The following is a 15,270-nucleotide window of genomic DNA, read 5'->3' as shown; positions in this document are numbered from 1 at the left end:
CGGTTCCGGTCAAAGGTAGGGTGTCACCTTGCGCTCGAAGAGCGCGATCAGTTCGGCCTGCAGGTAGCCGTAGTCGTCCGGGATATCGAGACAGACCACCTTCTTGCCGTTCAGATGCGCGCGAAAGCGCTGAGACAACAACGTGCGTTGCTTGCGCTCCATCACGAATACGATGGTGGCCCAGGCCAGTTGCTCGGGCGCTAGCTGCACGTCGGCATCATGGCCGAGCCCGGCCGAATCGCTCTCGACGCCGGGTCGTTGCGCGAACACATGCTCGGCGGTCGGACTGCGCCGGCGGTTGTGCGTACAGACAAACAGCGCATGAATCACCGGCTCAGTTCCGTAGCAGCAGATAGAGCACCGTGGCGGCCAGCGTGACGCCCAGCAGCACCAGCGCCCGGTACTGCCGGCGCAGCCGCAGCGTGAGCTGCGCGTTCTGCTGCGCCAGCGCCTCGATCAGCCGCGCGCTTTCCTCCTGGCGCGTGGAGAGCTCGATCAGCACGCGGCGGTTGTCCTCGACCAGCGTTTCCAGCGTGGCGATCCGCTCCTCGGTGGAGCCGCTGGGATTGATCTCGATTTCAGCCGGCGGCGGCGGTGGCGTTTGCGCGCGGCGGAACAGCTTGCGGCTTGCCTCCAGGATGCGCGGCGCGCTCTCGATCAGTACCGCCCAGGGGATGGCGGCGAGCCAGACGGGCGCGGGCATCAGGTTTCCACGCCCGCATCGCGCAGCAGCGCGGCGAGCTCCATCGCCGTCTTCACGTGCATCTTTTCCAGGATGCGCGCACGGTGCACTTCGACCGTCTTCATCGAGATCGAGAGATCGTCGGCGATCTGCTTGTTGAGCCGGCCGGTGAGGATCAGCTTCATCACCTCGCGCTCGCGTGGCGTCAGCGCGGAGAGTCGCCCCTCCACCTGGGATTTGGCGTGCCACTCGTCGCGGTGCGTCGCGTCGGCTGAGAGGGATTTTTCGACCAGGTCGACGATGTCGTTGTCGTTGAACGGCTTCTCGACGAAGTCGGTGGCGCCGCCCTTGAGCGCGGACACCGCCATCGGCACGTCGCCATGGCCGGTGAGAAAGATCACCGGCGGGGTGTACGTGTATTCCTTGAGCTTTTCAAACAGCTCCAGCCCGCCCATGCCGGGCATGCGCACGTCGAGGATCAGGCAGCCAAAGCGGTCCGGGCTGTAGTCGGCCAAGAGCGCCTCGGCGCTGGCGAAAGCCTGCGCCTCGTGGTTGCGGGTGGAGAACAGCCACACCAGCGCATCGCGCAGCGCGTCGTCGTCATCAACGACGGCAATCCGTCGGTTAAGGCTCATGAGCTTCGGTCTCCTCGGCGAAGGGTACGGTGAAGATGAAGCGGCAGCCACCACCCGGGTTGGCCTCGGCCCACAGCCGCCCGTGATGGTGCTCGATGATGGAGCGGCAGATATTGAGCCCCATCCCCATGCCGCTGTCCTTGGTGGTGAAGAACGGCTTGAACAATTGTTCCAGCTGTTCCGGCGCGATGCCAGTGCCGCGATCGCCAATGGCGACGCGCAGATTGCCATCGTTGCGCGCGAGCGTGATCGCCAGCTGGCGCTGCTCGGTGGGCGTTGCATCCATTGCCTCGAGCGCGTTCTTGATCAGGTTGAAGATCACCTGCTCCAACATCACCGCGTCGGCATAGAGCGGCGGCAATTCGCCGGCCTGCGCGATGGAGACATCGACGCCGCGACGCACGATCTCGTGGCCTAACAGGCCGAGCACCGTGTCGAGCAGCGTGCCGATGTCGCAACGCTTGCGGTGCGGCGCGCGGCGCTGCACGAATTCGCGAATGCCGCGGATGATCTGGCCGGCGCGCTTGGCCTGCTCGCCCATCTTATCGATGGCCTGGTCGAGCTGGGTGAGGTTGGGCGTGGGCGCGGCGAGAATATTGCGACAGCCAGAGGCGTAGCTGGCGATGGCACCGAGGGGCTGGTTCAGTTCGTGTGCGAGGCTCGACGCCATCTCGCCCATGCTGATCAGCCGCGCCGTCTGCTGCAGCGCTTCGTTCTGCCGCCGCTCGCGCTCGGTGGCGCCCTTGAGCGCGGTGATGTCGGTGGCGATTTCCAGCCATACCGCCGTGCCATCGACCCACACACTCTGCCGACCCTTGATCTGATACCAATGCTGGCGAAAGCCGTCGTACCACTCGGCATCGACCGGGGGCTCGGCGCGGCGCGGCACGAAAGGCACCACGCAGCAACGGCCGCGCCAGTCCGGCAGGCCGAAGGAGCGGTCGAACTGCTGGTTGCTCATCAACAGCTCGCCGCTTTGTGCATCCGATACCGCCACTGCGGCGTCGAGCCCGTTCATCACGGTGACGAAGCGCTCGTGCGACGCCTGCAGCGCCTCGCGCTCGCGTCTAAGCTCGGTCACGTCGTACATCGAGCCCATCCAGCCGATATGCTGACCATTGCCGTCGATCAGCTTGGACGCGTAGACGTGCACGTCGAAGCGCTCGCCGTTGCGGCGCATGAAGCGGGTGGAGAAACCGTTGCGATCGAGCCGGCCGGCGAGGATGGCATCGAACACCGCTTCGCAGCGCTCCAGCTCCTCCGGTGGCCAATAGGGCATCGGCGGGTGCTGGCCGATCAGCTCCTCGGCGCTGTAACCGATCATTTCGCAGAAGGCGCGGTTCACGTAGAGCACGCGTCCGTGCTTGTCCATGGCCCGAAGGCCGGTGACCAGCGAATCCTCCATCGCGGTGCGCAGCGCCGTTTCCGAACGCAGCCGCGCCTCGGCCTCCTCGCGCACCCGCATCATGCGGCCCAATGCCCAGGTCGAGGCCAGCATCGCCAGCGCCAGCGCGAATACGATCCACGGCAGCGTCTCGGTCACCGGGTTGGTGGGGGTCTGGTAGACCTCGGCCTTCAGCGTCAGGCCGACCGGGGGTTCATTGAGTGCGATATGGCCGATCACGCCGGCCGGGTCGAGCTGGCGCTGGAACTTGGAGGCAAGCGGCGTGTTGTCGGCGCTGTACAGCGTGATCTGGTAACGCTGCGCGATCCACCAGGGCACCTGCTGCTGCAGCAGCCTATCGAGCGCCAGCACCATGATCAGCAGGCGGCGGCGATCCGGGGTCTGCACTGCATAGATGATGCGCGGCTGCCCGTGCGACACCCACACTTCCCCCCAGCCGGGCTCGCCGCGATAAGGCAGTGCCCACGAGGCTTGCGTCGCGTGCCATTCGATATGGCCGGCGCGATCCTGCACTGACAGTCCGACGATTTCGGGGCTGGTCTGCAGCAAGGACAACACCCGCGCCTGGAAGATGGGCGAGCGGTAGTCCGAGCCGGACAGCGTGGCGGCGAGCCCATGCACCGCATCGCGATCGATCGCCACCTGCTGCTCGATCGCCTGCTTCTGCCACAGCAGATCCTGCTCCAGCAGCGAGGCGCGCTGCTCCGCCGCCTCGCCGCGTGTCAGCAGCAGGTATCCGGCAAAGGCGAGCGTAACAAGCGCGGCCAGAAGGCCAGGCACCAAGGCAAGCCAACGATGCGAACGCGGTGGGGTCAAGGCCGATCCGTGGCGGGGCAGATCGGCCGATTAGCGCAGAGCTCGCCCGTGCTCGTCAACCGGGATTAACCGCATTCGCCAGCGGCTTGCCGGCTGCGTAGTCCGCGACGTTCTGCATCACGGTGCAGGCGATGTTGGATAGCGCCTCGTCGGTGAGAAAGCCCTGGTGCGAGGTGATGACCACGTTGGGGAAGGTGGTCAGCCGGGCGAGCACGTCGTCCTGCACCGCCGAGCCGGAGAGATCCTCGAAAAAGACCCCTTCCTCGTACTCGTAGACATCGAGCCCCACGCCGCCGAGCTGGCCGCTTTTCAGCGCGTCGAGCAGCGCGGCGCTGTCGATCAGGCCGCCGCGGCTGGTGTTGATGATGACGGCACCCGGCTTCATTGTCGCGAGCGAGGCGGCATTGATCATGTGCCGCGTCTCCGGGAACAGCGGTGCGTGCAGGCTGATCACGTCGGCGCTGGAGAAGAGATCAGGCAGTGTGACGAAGCGGCAGCCCAGGTTGGCGGCATCGGCCGGATCGGGCGAGCGATCGTACGCGATCAGGCTCATACCAAAGCCCTGCGCGATGCGCATCGCAGCGCGGCCGATCTTGCCGGCGCCGACCACGCCGAAGGTGCGGCCATTGAGGTTGAAGCCGACGAGGCCGTCCAGCGAGAAATTGGCATCGCGCACTCGGTTGAACGCGCGATGCGTCTTACGAGTGAGCGTGAGCAGCAGCGCGAACACGTGTTCGGCCACCGCTTCGGGCGAGTAGGCCGGCACGCGGGTGACGACGACACCAAGCCGTGCGGCGGCGGCGATGTCGACGCCGTTGTAGCCGGCGCAGCGCAGCGCCACGTGCTGGACGCCCAGACGCTTGAGTTCAATCAGCGTCGCTTCGTCGATGCGATCGTTGACGAAGGGGCAGACCACGTCGAAGCCGGCCGCGAGCGGCACCGTGCTGCGGTTGAGCCGGTCTTCGAAAAACTCCAGCGCGTAGCCTGCGGTGTTGGCGGCGGCCAGTGCCGCGCGGTCGTAACGCTTGCTGTCGAATACGGCAATACGCATGGCGGGATCCAGTGTCGAACGGATTTCACCAGCCTGGCCGGCCGCGGGCGTCGCGTTGTCTGCAAACGCTGTGGGCGGCATGGCTGGCGCTCTGCATGGCGCGCGAGCGCGCAGCGGTTATTCCCAGGAGAAATTGGTGTGGTTGGCGGTGAGGTCGCGACCATTCCAGTGGTGGCCGTTCAGCTGCTTGCAGACGGCCGCTACGGCGATGTCGCCCAGATCGAGCTTGACCAGTGCGCCGGTGCGCTCGGGGCCGTCGCTCACCTTGATCTCCTCGACCCCGGGCACGCCGAGTTCATCGAGCAGGGTGCGTACGTCGTCTTCGCTGGTACCGGGCGGCAGGTTGCCGATCATCATCTGCATGGCGATTCTCCTGGTTGGATGGCAATCAAGTGTAGGCTACTTGCTCAATGCTGCACCGGCGTGTGCGACTGCTGTCGCAATGCGTCGAGCCGTTGTTCGGATCCGAGATAGCCGGGGGCGATCGCCTCGAGTGCCGCGGGTTGCCAGCCCAGTTCCGGCGCGAAGCCGGCGGCGTGGACGTTGTCGACCTTCATCGAATCGAGGTTGTCGTGACTGAGCGGCGGATTGGGCAACAGTTGCATCGCGCTGGCCTGCAGCCGGGCGGCCCAGTCGGGCAGGCCTATCACCGGGCGGGGGTGGCCGGCGAGCCGGCCGGCATAGCGCACCAGCTCGGCCAGCGTGTAGACCCGGGGTCCGACCAGGTGCAGCGTGTGCCCGGCGAGCTGTGGCTGTTCCACGCCAGCGACGAAAGCGCGTGCCACATCGCCCACCCAGATCGGTTGGAAGCGGGCGGTACTGCCGGCCAGCGGCAGCAACGGTACCGTACGCAGCAGGCGCGCGAATAGGCTGAGGAAGCTGTCGCCCTGGCCAAACACCACCGAGGGGCGGTAGATGGTCCAGGCGAGGCTGCTGGCGCGCACGATGGCCTCGGCTTCGCCCTTGCTGCGCTGGTACATCGAAGGCCCGTTCACGTCGGCGCCGAGCGCGCTCATGTGCAGGTAGCGCGACACGCCCCCCGCGGCACAGGCGTTGACGATGCGCTCGGTCAACCGCACGTGCGCGCGATCGAAATCGGCGGCCTTGCCTTGCAGGATGCCGACCAGGTTGATCACCGCGTCGTGGCGTGGCAGCAGCTCGGCCAGCTGGCCGGCGTCGTGGACATTGGCCTCGATCAGCGCGAGGCCGGGCAACTCCAGCAGCGCATCGCGATGCGCTTCGCGGTTGCGGGTGGCCACGGTGACGGTATGGCCGTGCTCGACCAGCTGGGCGGCCAGGTGGCGACCGATGAAGCCGCTGCCGCCGATCAGTAGTACGTTGCGTGCACTGCTCATGACATCCTCCTGGCTGCGCGCACTATGGCGATCCGGATCGGGCTGGGCGCTGTCCTGCTTCAGGGTGCGTCGACGACGCCGCCCCGTGGCGGAATCGCGGCGAGCCGGTCGCGCAGCACGGGGGACTTGGGGAAGGCATAGCGGTAGACGTGGGCATTGGCCAGCACCTTCTTCACGTAGTCGCGCGTTTCGTCGAACGGGATCGTTTCAATATAGATCGCCGCATCGATCGCCTGTTCGCCCTGCCATGCGCGAGCCCGGCTTGGCCCCGCGTTGTAGCCGGCGGTGGCGAGCACCGGGTGGCTTTCCAGCCGTTGCTGAATATAGGCGAGGTAGAAGATGCCCATCTGCAGATTGGATTCGGCGTGATGTACCGCGCTCGGATCGTAGTTCTTGTCGCCCATCTTGGCGGCGACCCACTTGGCGGTGGCGGGCATCAGCTGCATCAGGCCGCCGGCGCCGACGCGCGAGCGCGCATTGGCGACAAAGCGGCTCTCCTGGCGGATCAGGCCGAACACCCAGGCCGGGTCGAGTCCATTGAGCAGCGCCTGGCGCTCGACCTCCTCGCGGTACGGCACCGGATAGCGCAGCGCGATGTCGGCCATGGCGCGGCCACGCTCGGCGGCGTAGATCGAGCGGTCGAGCTGGCCGATGCGCTCACCGAGCACGGCGGCGGCGATCAGCTCGGGATCGGTCAGGCCCCGCAGCGCCCAGTTCCATTCGCGCACCGCCTCGCTGCGCCAGCCGCCATCGAACAGCGCGATGGCGCGCGCGATGCCGGGGCGTGCCTTCACCCGCGCGATCTCGGTCTCGGTCGGGCGGTACGGCAGGTTGGTGGCGGACGCGATCGGGGTGGACAGATCGGCCATCGCCAGCTGGGCGTAGTACTCGTCGTGGCCAGCCAGCGCAGCCAGCAGCGCATCGGCTTCCGGCTTGCGATTTCTGGCTTTCAGCGCCTGCGCCTTCCAGTAGCGCCAGGTGGGCTCGTTCGCTTCGTCGGCGGGTAGTGTCTCGATGCGGGCAAGAACCGCGTCGACATCCTTCACCCGCAGCGCGGCGCGGATGGCCCAGCCACGGCCGGACGCAGTTTGCGCGGTGCCGCCCAACGCGAACCAGGCGCTGGCCTGCGGATGGCGCGACTTGGCCGCGGCGTCGGCCAGCTGCAGCCAGCCGTAGCGCACATCATCGCGCGGCCACCCCTCAGTGCGGTTTTCCAGCCAGGCGGCCGTGGCATCGGGGTTGCTGCGCGCCAGCCGGCCGAGCGCATAGAGCGCGGCTTCGCGGCCGCCGCGGCGCGCGGTGTTGTAGCTCCCTAGTGCCTTCATCGCGTCGCGCCCGGCCAGCGCCAGCGATTTGGCCTGCAGCTCGGGCGGGTTGCCGACGCGTGCGGCGATCTGGCGGGCGAAATCGGTGTTGTTGCGGGCCAGCGCCTCGCGCACGCGCGCCCAGACGTCGTCCTCGGTCAGCTGGCCTTCGGCCAGCAGCCTATCAAAGATAGTCCCGCAGCTCTGCGGCTGCGCGCGGCCCTGCAGGTAGAGCGACTTGAGCTTGAGCGCGGCCTCGCGCTTGCCGCGCGCCAGCTGGGCCTGGGCGGCGTAGCAGTCGAGCTCGGTGGTCGGCGCATCGAGTTTGGGGTATTCGGCCAGCAGCGTATCCCAGTCGCCGCGATTACCGATCTCGTCCAGCCACTCGGTACGCAACTTGTCGGCCAGCGGCGTGCCGTCGTGGCGGGCGAAGAAGGCGCGCACCGCGTCGTTCGGCACGGTCTGGATCTGCGCGCTCAACCAGTAATAGTGCGGATACATCGCCAGCACGTCGCCCGTGTTGGCATCGGTCATTGCGGCCAGCCGATCGAGGTCGCGCCGTTTCGCCGCGTCGCGCACGGCGTCCAGGTCGACCGCGGCATGAGTGGCAAGGCTGAACAGCAACAGGGCGAGGGCGGGCAATTTCATGCGGGGCGGTACCGGGCGAGGAGGCGAATGACAAAGGAAGAGTTCCGCAAAGCGGCGAGGTTCCTCGAGCGCCATTCTACTGGAAACAGGCATAAGGCTGACGCGCCGCGTCATGGCCGGTTGGCAGGCTGTGGCATTTGCCGCGCGCCATTGGCGGCGTTCGGGCAAAAACTAGTAGAATCAACCGGTTTACAGGCACAGACCGCGCAATGCGGTGATCGACAAGAACATGCTGACCTTCCAGGACATTCTGCTCACGCTGCAAAACTACTGGGGCCGCCAGGGTTGCGCGCTCCTGCAGCCCTACGACATGGAAATGGGCGCGGGCACCAGCCACACCGCCACCTTCCTGCGCTCCATCGGCCCGGAGCCATGGAACGCCGCCTACGTGCAACCGAGTCGCCGCCCCAAGGACGGCCGCTACGGCGAAAACCCCAACCGCCTGCAGCACTACTACCAGTTCCAGGTGGTATTGAAGCCATCGCCCGACAACATCCAGGATCTGTACCTGGGCTCGCTCAAGGAGCTCGGCATCGATCCCACGGTGCACGACATCCGTTTTGTCGAGGATGACTGGGAAAACCCCACGCTCGGCGCCTGGGGCCTGGGTTGGGAAGTGTGGCTGAATGGCATGGAAGTCACGCAGTTCACCTATTTCCAGCAGGTGGGCGGCCTCGATTGCAAGCCGGTACTGGGCGAGATCACCTACGGCACCGAGCGGCTGGCGATGTATCTGCAGGGTGTGGAAAACGTCTACGACCTCGTCTGGACCGTGTTCCCCAATGGCCAGAAGGTCACCTACGGCGACATTTACCACCAGAACGAAGTCGAGCAATCGACCTACAACTTCGAGCACTCCAACGTCGAATTGCTGCTCAGCCTGTTCAACAGCTTCGAAGGCGAAGCCAAGAAACTCCTGGAAGCCAGCCTGCCGCTGCCAGCCTACGAGATGATCCTGAAGGCCGCGCACACCTTCAATCTGCTCGATGCGCGTGGCGCCATCTCGGTGACCGAGCGCGCCGCCTATATCGGCCGCATCCGCAATCTGGCGCGCGGCGTGGCGCAGGCCTATTACGAGAGCCGCGAGCGGCTCGGTTTCCCGATGTGCCAGGCCTGATCCGGAACGCGCCATTGAAAGCCGCCCTCGCCCTCGCCCTTGGTCTCGTACTTGCCGCCTGCAGCGACAAGTACGAGTCCGGCACCCGCGGGCCGGAGCCGGTGCCGTACAAGGGCGATTGGCGCAACTACGGCGAGATGCCTGATTTCTCGGTGTGGGTCGATGTGAAGTCGATCACGCACAACGATCATTTCGCACCGGACAAGTACACCTATGTCTGGATGCGCCAGGACTTCAAGAGCGACCAGGTCGACGGCGTGTCCAAGGGCGTTTACCGCCGCAAGTACGCGCGCCTGGTGATCGAATGCAAGAGCGGCCGCATGGCCGAGACGGCGGCCGAGCTGCGCGACGAGAACGATGGCGACGTGGCCCGCTACGATGTGCCCGGCTACCAGTGGGAATTCGCCGACCCGCAACCCGATAGCTACGGCGCCGATTTCGTGCGCCAGGTCTGCAAGATCATGGCGAGCAAGGATGCCGCCAAAAATGACGAGTAAAACCATGTCCCAACAAACGCTGTTGATCGAACTGTTTACCGAGGAGCTGCCACCCAAGGCGCTCAAGAAGCTGGGCGATGCCTTTGCCGCCGCCGTGTTCGACGAACTCGCCAAGCTTGGCTACGTCGACAAGGCGGTCGAGTTCCACCCCTTTGCCAGCCCGCGCCGTTTGGCGGTGAGCATACCCGCCGTGCTCGGCGTGCAGCCCGACCAGCAGATCGAGCGCAAGGGCCCGGCCGTGGCTGCCGGCTTCAAGGATGGCGCGCCGACCCCGGCGCTGGCCGGTTTCGCCCGCTCGTGCGGCGTGGCCGTCGAACAACTGGAACAGGGCTCGGACGGCAAGCAGGACGTGTTCATCTTCCGTTCGGTCAAGACCGGTGAGCCGCTGGCCAATGTGCTCTCTGGCATCGTCGAGGCAGCGCTCAAGAAATTGCCCGCACCCAAGATGATGCGCTGGGGCGATCGTGATGGTCAGTTCATCCGCCCGGTGCATGGCCTGACCCTGCTGCACGGCGCCGACCTGATTCCCGGCCAGGTACTGCACCTGAGTGCCGGGCGCGTCACGCAGGGTCACCGTTTCCTCTCCAGCGGCGAGATCACGCTCGATCACGCCGATCACTACGCCCGCACGCTGTTCGAAGCCGGCAAGGTGGTGGCGAGCTTCGCCGCGCGCCGCGCACTGATCGGCAAGGAACTGGAGGTCGCTGCCGCCCGCCGCAACGCCACCATCGCCGCCGATGAGGCGCTGTTCGACGAGGTGACCGCGCTGGTGGAGTGGCCGGTGGTGCTGGAAGGTGAATTCGAGGCGGACTTCCTCAAGGTGCCGCAGGAATGCCTGATCCTCACCATGCAGCAGAACCAGAAGTACTTCCCGCTGCTCGATGGCAACGGCCGCCTGACCAACCGTTTCCTCTTGGTGTCCAACCTCGCCAGTACCGACCCCGCACAGATCGTGCAGGGCAATGCGCGCGTGCTGCGCGCGCGGCTGTCGGACGCCAAGTTCTTCTACGAGCAGGACCAGAAAAAGACGCTGGAAAGCCGCGTCGCCGGTCTGGCCAACGTGGTGTACCACAACAAGATCGGCAGCCAGCTCGAACGCGTGGCGCGGCTGCAATCGATTGCCGGCGCCATCGCGGGCCTCTTGGGCGCCGACGTGGCGCAAGCCGAGCGCGCCGCGCTGCTCGCCAAGGCCGATCTGCTCTCTGACATGGTCGGTGAATTCCCCGAGCTGCAGGGCATCATGGGCCGCTATTACGCCCGCCTCGACGGCGAGACCGATGCCGTGGCCGATGCGATCGAAGGCCATTACCACCCGCGCTTCGCCGGCGACGCGCTGCCGCAGGGCGCCATTGCCACCGCTGCCGCGCTCGCCGACAAGCTTGAAGCCATCGTCGGCATCTGGGGCATCGGCATGGTGCCAACCGGCGACAAGGATCCGTTCGGCCTGCGCCGCGCCGCGCTCGGCGTGCTGCGCATGCTGCTCAACCTGCCGCTCGACGTGCGTGAACTGCTGGCGAAAACCGCCGCGGCCTTCCCGGCAGGCGTCGTCGCCGACGGCACCGTCGACGGCGTGGCGAGCTTTATGCTGGAACGCCTGAAGAACTACCTCGCGGCAAGCTACCCGGCCGCCGATATCGACGCCGTACTGGCACTGGCGCCGACGCGTCTGGACGACGTCGAGCGCCGGCTGGCGGCCGTGGCCGAGTTCAAGGCACTGCCCGAGGCCGCCGCGCTCGCCGCTGCCAACAAGCGTATCCGCAATATCCTGAAGAAGGTCGAAGGCGATCTGCCGCAGCTCAACGCCGCGCTGTTCGCCGAAGCGGCGGAAAAGTCGCTGTACGGCGCGCTGCAAACGGTACGTGGCCCGGCGGAGACCGCGCTGGCGGCAAAGGACTACACCGGTGCTTTGACAACGCTGGCCGCGCTCAAGGCGCCGGTCGATGCCTTCTTCGACGGCGTGATGGTGATGGCCGACGATGCGGCGGTGCGTGGCAACCGCCTGGCGCTGCTGGCTGAACTGGCCGCGCTGATGAATCGTGTCGCCGAGCTGTCGTTGCTGGCGGAGTGAATTGATGAATGAGGAGAGGGATGGGGTAAGGGGGCACGGCAAGGCGCCAGATCGCGGGTGCGGGCTGACCATCACATCCTCCTCCTTCCCCCTTCCCGGTTTGAAGCCATGAAACTGCTTATTCTCGATCGCGACGGCGTCATCAACGAAGACCGCCCCGATTTTGTGAAATCGCCGGACGAGTGGGTACCCATTCCTGGCAGCCTGCAGGCGATCAGTGAACTGTCGCGCGCTGGCTGGACGCTGGTGGTGGCCACCAACCAGTCGGCGATCGGCCGGGGGTTGTTCGGCATCGACACGCTGAACGCCATCCACGCCAAGATGCATCGCGCCATCGCCGAATCGGGTGGTCATATCGATGCGGTGTTTTTCTGTCCGCATGCGCCGGACAAAGGCTGTACTTGTCGCAAGCCGCTGCCCGGCATGCTGGTCGACATCGGCCGGCGTTTCCACGCCAACATCGGTGATCGCGCCATGGTCGGCGACAGCCTGCGCGATCTGCAGGCGATCGCCGCACTCGGTGGCAAGCCGGTGCTGGTACGCACCGGCAACGGCGCCAAGACCGAGGCCGCCGGCAACCTGCCAGCCGGAACCCGCGTGTTCGACAACCTGGCAGCCTATGTCGATACGCTGCTTCACCCCAACTCCGAAGCCCAACCATGATCTGGTTCCGTTCCGCTCTCTACTGGCTCGGCATGGTCGTGCTGACCCCGCCGTTTGCCATACTCGCGATCCTGATCCTGCCGCTGCCCCCGCTGCTGCGCTATCGCCTGATCACGGGCTGGACCCATACGCTGCTGTGGTGGCTGCGCATCACCTGCGGCGTGCGCTACGTGGTCGAGGGGCGCGAGAACATTCCCGCAGGGCCCGCCATGATTTTGTGCAAGCACCAGTCGGCCTGGGAGACGATGGCGCTGCAGCAGATCTTTCCGCCCATGGTGTTCGTACTCAAGCGTGAACTGTTGAAGATTCCGTTTTTCGGCTGGGGCCTGTGGGCGCTGTCGCCGATCGCCATCGATCGCGGTAATCGCACCGAGGCGCAACGCTTGCTGATGGACCAAGGGCACGACCGGCTGGCCAAGGGCTTCTGGATCCTGATCTTTCCGGAGGGCACGCGCGTGCCCGCGGGCAAGCGGGGCAAGTACAAGCATGGCGGCCCGCGCCTGGCGATGGCGCTCGATATTCCCATCGTGCCGGTGGCGCTCAACTCCGGCGAGTTCTGGCCACGCAACTCCTTTTGCAAATGGCCGGGCACCATCACCGTGCGCATCGGCCCGGTGATCCACCCGCATGGCACGCCAACCCAGGTCGGTGAACAGGTGGAAAGCTGGATCGAGGGTGAGCTTGCCACCTTCGAAGGCCAGGGGCCGCGTCACCCGCGTAACCTCTGACGCAATGGCTGCGCTGCACCGCCTCGTCACGCCAACCCGCACGCTGGAGTATGCGGTGGCGCGCTCCAGCCGGCGGCGCTCGATCGGGCTCAAGATCGATACGCAGGGACTGACGGTGCAGCTGCCGCAGCGCGCGCCGCTGGCCGAAGCCGAGCGGGTATTGCGGCTCAAGCTCGATTGGGTGCTCAAGCATCTCGACGCCTTGCCCGCGCCACGTGCAGCCCTCGCCGACGGCAGCAGCGCATGCTGGCTGGGCCAACCGCGCATCCTCTATAGCGGCGCCACGCGTACGCGGCTCACTGAGCTCGAACTTCACCTGCCGGGCAGCGAGGCACAACTGGCTGCGGCACTCGGCCGCTTCCTGCAACGCAGCGCGCGGCCTTACTTCATCGAACGCATCGCCGTCTGGTCGGCACGGATGGGCCTGACACCGCGTGCACTCAAGCTCACCTCGGCGCGCACGCGCTGGGGCAGTTGTACGGCGGCGGGCGATATCCGCCTCAACTGGCGTTTGCTGCAGGCCCCGCCCGAAGTGATCGACTACGTGGTGATCCACGAGCTCGCGCACCTGGCCGAACTCAACCACTCCGAGCGCTTCTGGGCCATCGTCGAGACGCACAGCCCGGCCTGGCGCACGCACCGCGACTGGCTACGGCGCGAGGCCGGACATTTCGCGGTTTAAGAGCCTGTCATCTGTTTCAAGACTGCATGCGGCTCGTTCGGGATCGTCGCCCGGTACAATGGTGCTTTGCCTGGTGGATACCGCAATGAGTGATGAATCAATCAGGCTTTCCAAGCGCTTGACCGAGCTGGGCCCCTATTCGCGGCGCCAGGCCGATGAATTGATCGAGCAGGGGCGCGTACGGGTCGATGGCCAGGTGATCGATACGCTGGGCAGCCGCGTACTGCCGGGCCAGGAGGTCGAGATCCTGGCGGCGCCGGCAGCGGTGAGCGCATCGCGCGTGACGCTGTTGCTCAATAAGCCAGCAGGTCTCACCGAGGGCGACGACGGCGTGGCGGGGTGGGTTCGGCCCGCCCAGCGGCAGGCGCATGGCGCCAGCAACATCCTGTTCCTCAAGCGCCACCTGCGGCATTTGCAGCTGGCAACGCCCATGGCGGCCGAGAGCAGCGGCCTTGCCATCCTGACGCAGGATCGGCGGCTGGTGAGCAAGCTGCTGCAATCGCACGATTTCGAGCATGAATGGTTGCTATGGACCGATCAGCCTGTCGATGCGCCGCAGCTGGCACGGCTGAACGGACTGCGCAGCTTGGCCGGCGCGCCGCTACGGCCGTTCAAGCTGACGCAACAGGGTGAACGCCAGTTGCGGTTGGTGCTGCGCGAAATCCTGCCCGCGGATCTTGCCGTACTGTGCGCCGCAGCGGGGCTGACGCTGGCGCGCAGCCAGCGTATCCGCGTGGGCCAGATCGCCATCACTGGTCTGGCGCCAGGGCAGTGGCGCTATCTGGGGCTGGGCGAGCGGTTTTGATGCCTGGTCGTTGCGGGCGATACTGAATCGAGTCCCCAAACAAAAAACCACCGCGAGGGTGGTTTTTTGTTTGATCAGTGCCGTCGCAATTACTTGCGGCACTTCACCCATTTGCCGGCGACGGAAGCGTCGACCACCTGCGAGCCCGGCCACTTCTGGTCGCAGAAAGTGATCGGGCTCATGTTGTTCAGCCAGCCGTAGAAAGTTTGCGTTTGTGGCGCTGGAGGGACCGGAGTGGGGGTCGGAGCCGGAGCCGTAGTCTTGCTGCACTGTACCCACTGGCCCGCGACCGAAGCACCGACCACCTGCGAGCCCGGCCATTTCTGGTCGCAGAAAGTGATCGGGCTCATGTTGTTCAGCCAGCCGTAGAAAGTTTGCGTTTGTGGCGCTGGAGGGACCGGAGTGGGGGTCGGAGCCGGAGCCGTAGTCTTGCTGCACTGTACCCACTGGCCCGCGACCGAAGCACCGACCACCTGCGAGCCCGGCCATTTCTGGTCGCAGAAAGTGATCGGGCTCATGTTGTTCAGCCAGCCGTAGAAAGTTTGCGTTTGTGGCGCTGGAGGGACCGGAGTGGGGGTCGGAGCCGGAGCCGTAGTCTTGCTGCACTGTACCCACTGGCCCGCGACCGAAGCACCGACCACCTGCGAGCCCGGCCATTTCTGGTCGCAGAAAGTGATCGGGCTCATGTTGTTCAGCCAGCCGTAGAAAGTGCGGACTTCCGTTGCGGCAGATGCAGAGGCGGACAGGCCCGTCAGTACGAGCGCGGCGGATACGAGATACTTCTTCATGATTGTTGTTCTCCGGAGGACGGCAA

The 15,270-nt window shown here is 65.9% G+C and carries 16 protein-coding genes; 7 read left to right on the top strand and 9 right to left on the bottom strand.

The genetic code is table 11. From position 1 onward, the window contains the following. Nucleotides 1–9: 9 nt before the first annotated feature. The 8 genes from NLI84_RS12925 to NLI84_RS12890 all read right to left on the bottom strand — a co-directional run bounded on the left by NLI84_RS12925 (nt 10) and on the right by NLI84_RS12890 (nt 7,896). On the bottom strand, nt 10–330 hold the full coding sequence (locus NLI84_RS12925) for a low molecular weight protein tyrosine phosphatase family protein (protein ID WP_255990801.1): 321 nt from the start codon (nt 328–330) through the stop codon (nt 10–12). 4 nt (nt 331–334) lie between these two features. Continuing rightward, nucleotides 335–703, bottom strand: a complete 369-nt coding sequence (locus tag NLI84_RS12920; protein WP_255990800.1) for a hypothetical protein — start codon at nt 701–703, stop codon at nt 335–337. Further along, nucleotides 703–1,317 (bottom strand): response regulator transcription factor, encoded by a 615-nt coding sequence (locus tag NLI84_RS12915; RefSeq protein ID WP_255990799.1) that lies wholly within the window; start codon nt 1,315–1,317, stop codon nt 703–705. The genes NLI84_RS12920 and NLI84_RS12915 overlap by 1 nt, the downstream gene beginning before the upstream one ends. After that, nucleotides 1,307–3,538, bottom strand: coding sequence for a PAS domain-containing sensor histidine kinase (locus NLI84_RS12910; protein WP_255990797.1), 2,232 nt, complete (start codon nt 3,536–3,538; stop codon nt 1,307–1,309). Before NLI84_RS12910 ends, NLI84_RS12915 begins: the two co-directional genes overlap by 11 nt. Before the next feature lie 55 nt (nt 3,539–3,593). Further along, nucleotides 3,594–4,589, bottom strand: coding sequence for a 2-hydroxyacid dehydrogenase (locus NLI84_RS12905; RefSeq protein WP_255990794.1), 996 nt, complete (start codon nt 4,587–4,589; stop codon nt 3,594–3,596). A 117-nt stretch (nt 4,590–4,706) separates the two neighbouring features. Further along, nucleotides 4,707–4,952, bottom strand: coding sequence for an RNA recognition motif domain-containing protein (locus NLI84_RS12900; protein WP_255990792.1), 246 nt, complete (start codon nt 4,950–4,952; stop codon nt 4,707–4,709). A 44-nt stretch (nt 4,953–4,996) separates the two neighbouring features. Then, on the bottom strand, nt 4,997–5,944 hold the full coding sequence (locus tag NLI84_RS12895; RefSeq protein ID WP_255990790.1) for a complex I NDUFA9 subunit family protein: 948 nt from the start codon (nt 5,942–5,944) through the stop codon (nt 4,997–4,999). A 59-nt stretch (nt 5,945–6,003) separates the two neighbouring features. Continuing rightward, nucleotides 6,004–7,896, bottom strand: coding sequence for a lytic transglycosylase domain-containing protein (locus NLI84_RS12890; RefSeq protein ID WP_255990788.1), 1,893 nt, complete (start codon nt 7,894–7,896; stop codon nt 6,004–6,006). Nucleotides 7,897–8,125: 229 nt separating this feature from the next. Between NLI84_RS12890 and glyQ the strand changes: the two genes are divergently transcribed. The 7 genes from glyQ (at nt 8,126) to NLI84_RS12855 (ending at nt 14,456) form a co-directional block, all read left to right on the top strand. Further along, on the top strand, nt 8,126–9,013 hold the full coding sequence (gene glyQ, locus NLI84_RS12885) for a glycine--tRNA ligase subunit alpha (RefSeq protein WP_255990827.1): 888 nt from the start codon (nt 8,126–8,128) through the stop codon (nt 9,011–9,013). Nucleotides 9,014–9,027: 14 nt separating this feature from the next. Further along, nucleotides 9,028–9,510 (top strand): surface-adhesin E family protein, encoded by a 483-nt coding sequence (locus NLI84_RS12880; protein WP_255990785.1) that lies wholly within the window; start codon nt 9,028–9,030, stop codon nt 9,508–9,510. A gap of 4 nt (nt 9,511–9,514) precedes the next feature. Next, entirely contained in the window at nt 9,515–11,578 is a 2,064-nt protein-coding gene (glyS, locus tag NLI84_RS12875; protein WP_255990784.1) for a glycine--tRNA ligase subunit beta, read from the top strand. 108 nt (nt 11,579–11,686) lie between these two features. After that, a complete protein-coding gene (gene gmhB / locus NLI84_RS12870; RefSeq protein ID WP_255990782.1) occupies nt 11,687–12,241 on the top strand; it encodes a D-glycero-beta-D-manno-heptose 1,7-bisphosphate 7-phosphatase in 555 nt (184 codons plus the stop codon). Further along, complete coding sequence (locus NLI84_RS12865) at nt 12,238–12,969, top strand: lysophospholipid acyltransferase family protein (RefSeq protein ID WP_255990780.1); 732 nt, start codon at nt 12,238–12,240, stop codon at nt 12,967–12,969. The genes gmhB and NLI84_RS12865 overlap by 4 nt, the downstream gene beginning before the upstream one ends. A 4-nt stretch (nt 12,970–12,973) precedes the next feature. Next, nucleotides 12,974–13,651, top strand: a complete 678-nt coding sequence (locus NLI84_RS12860; RefSeq protein ID WP_255990779.1) for a M48 family metallopeptidase — start codon at nt 12,974–12,976, stop codon at nt 13,649–13,651. 85 nt (nt 13,652–13,736) lie between these two features. Continuing rightward, nucleotides 13,737–14,456 carry a S4 domain-containing protein gene (locus tag NLI84_RS12855; RefSeq protein WP_255990777.1) on the top strand — a complete coding sequence of 240 codons (720 nt, stop codon included), beginning with the start codon at nt 13,737–13,739 and terminating at the stop codon, nt 14,454–14,456. Between the two features lie 89 nt (nt 14,457–14,545). Here NLI84_RS12855 and NLI84_RS12850 read toward each other — a convergent pair whose 3' ends face one another. After that, on the bottom strand, nt 14,546–15,244 hold the full coding sequence (locus NLI84_RS12850; RefSeq protein ID WP_255990774.1) for a hypothetical protein: 699 nt from the start codon (nt 15,242–15,244) through the stop codon (nt 14,546–14,548). Nucleotides 15,245–15,270 lie beyond the last annotated feature (26 nt).

This window comes from Chitinolyticbacter albus (assembly GCF_024437655.1).
Classification (GTDB): Bacteria; Pseudomonadota; Gammaproteobacteria; order Burkholderiales; family Chitinibacteraceae; genus Chitinolyticbacter; species Chitinolyticbacter albus.
The sequence above is the reverse complement of the archived record's forward strand: the minus strand, read 5'-3'. Positions and strand labels throughout refer to the sequence as shown.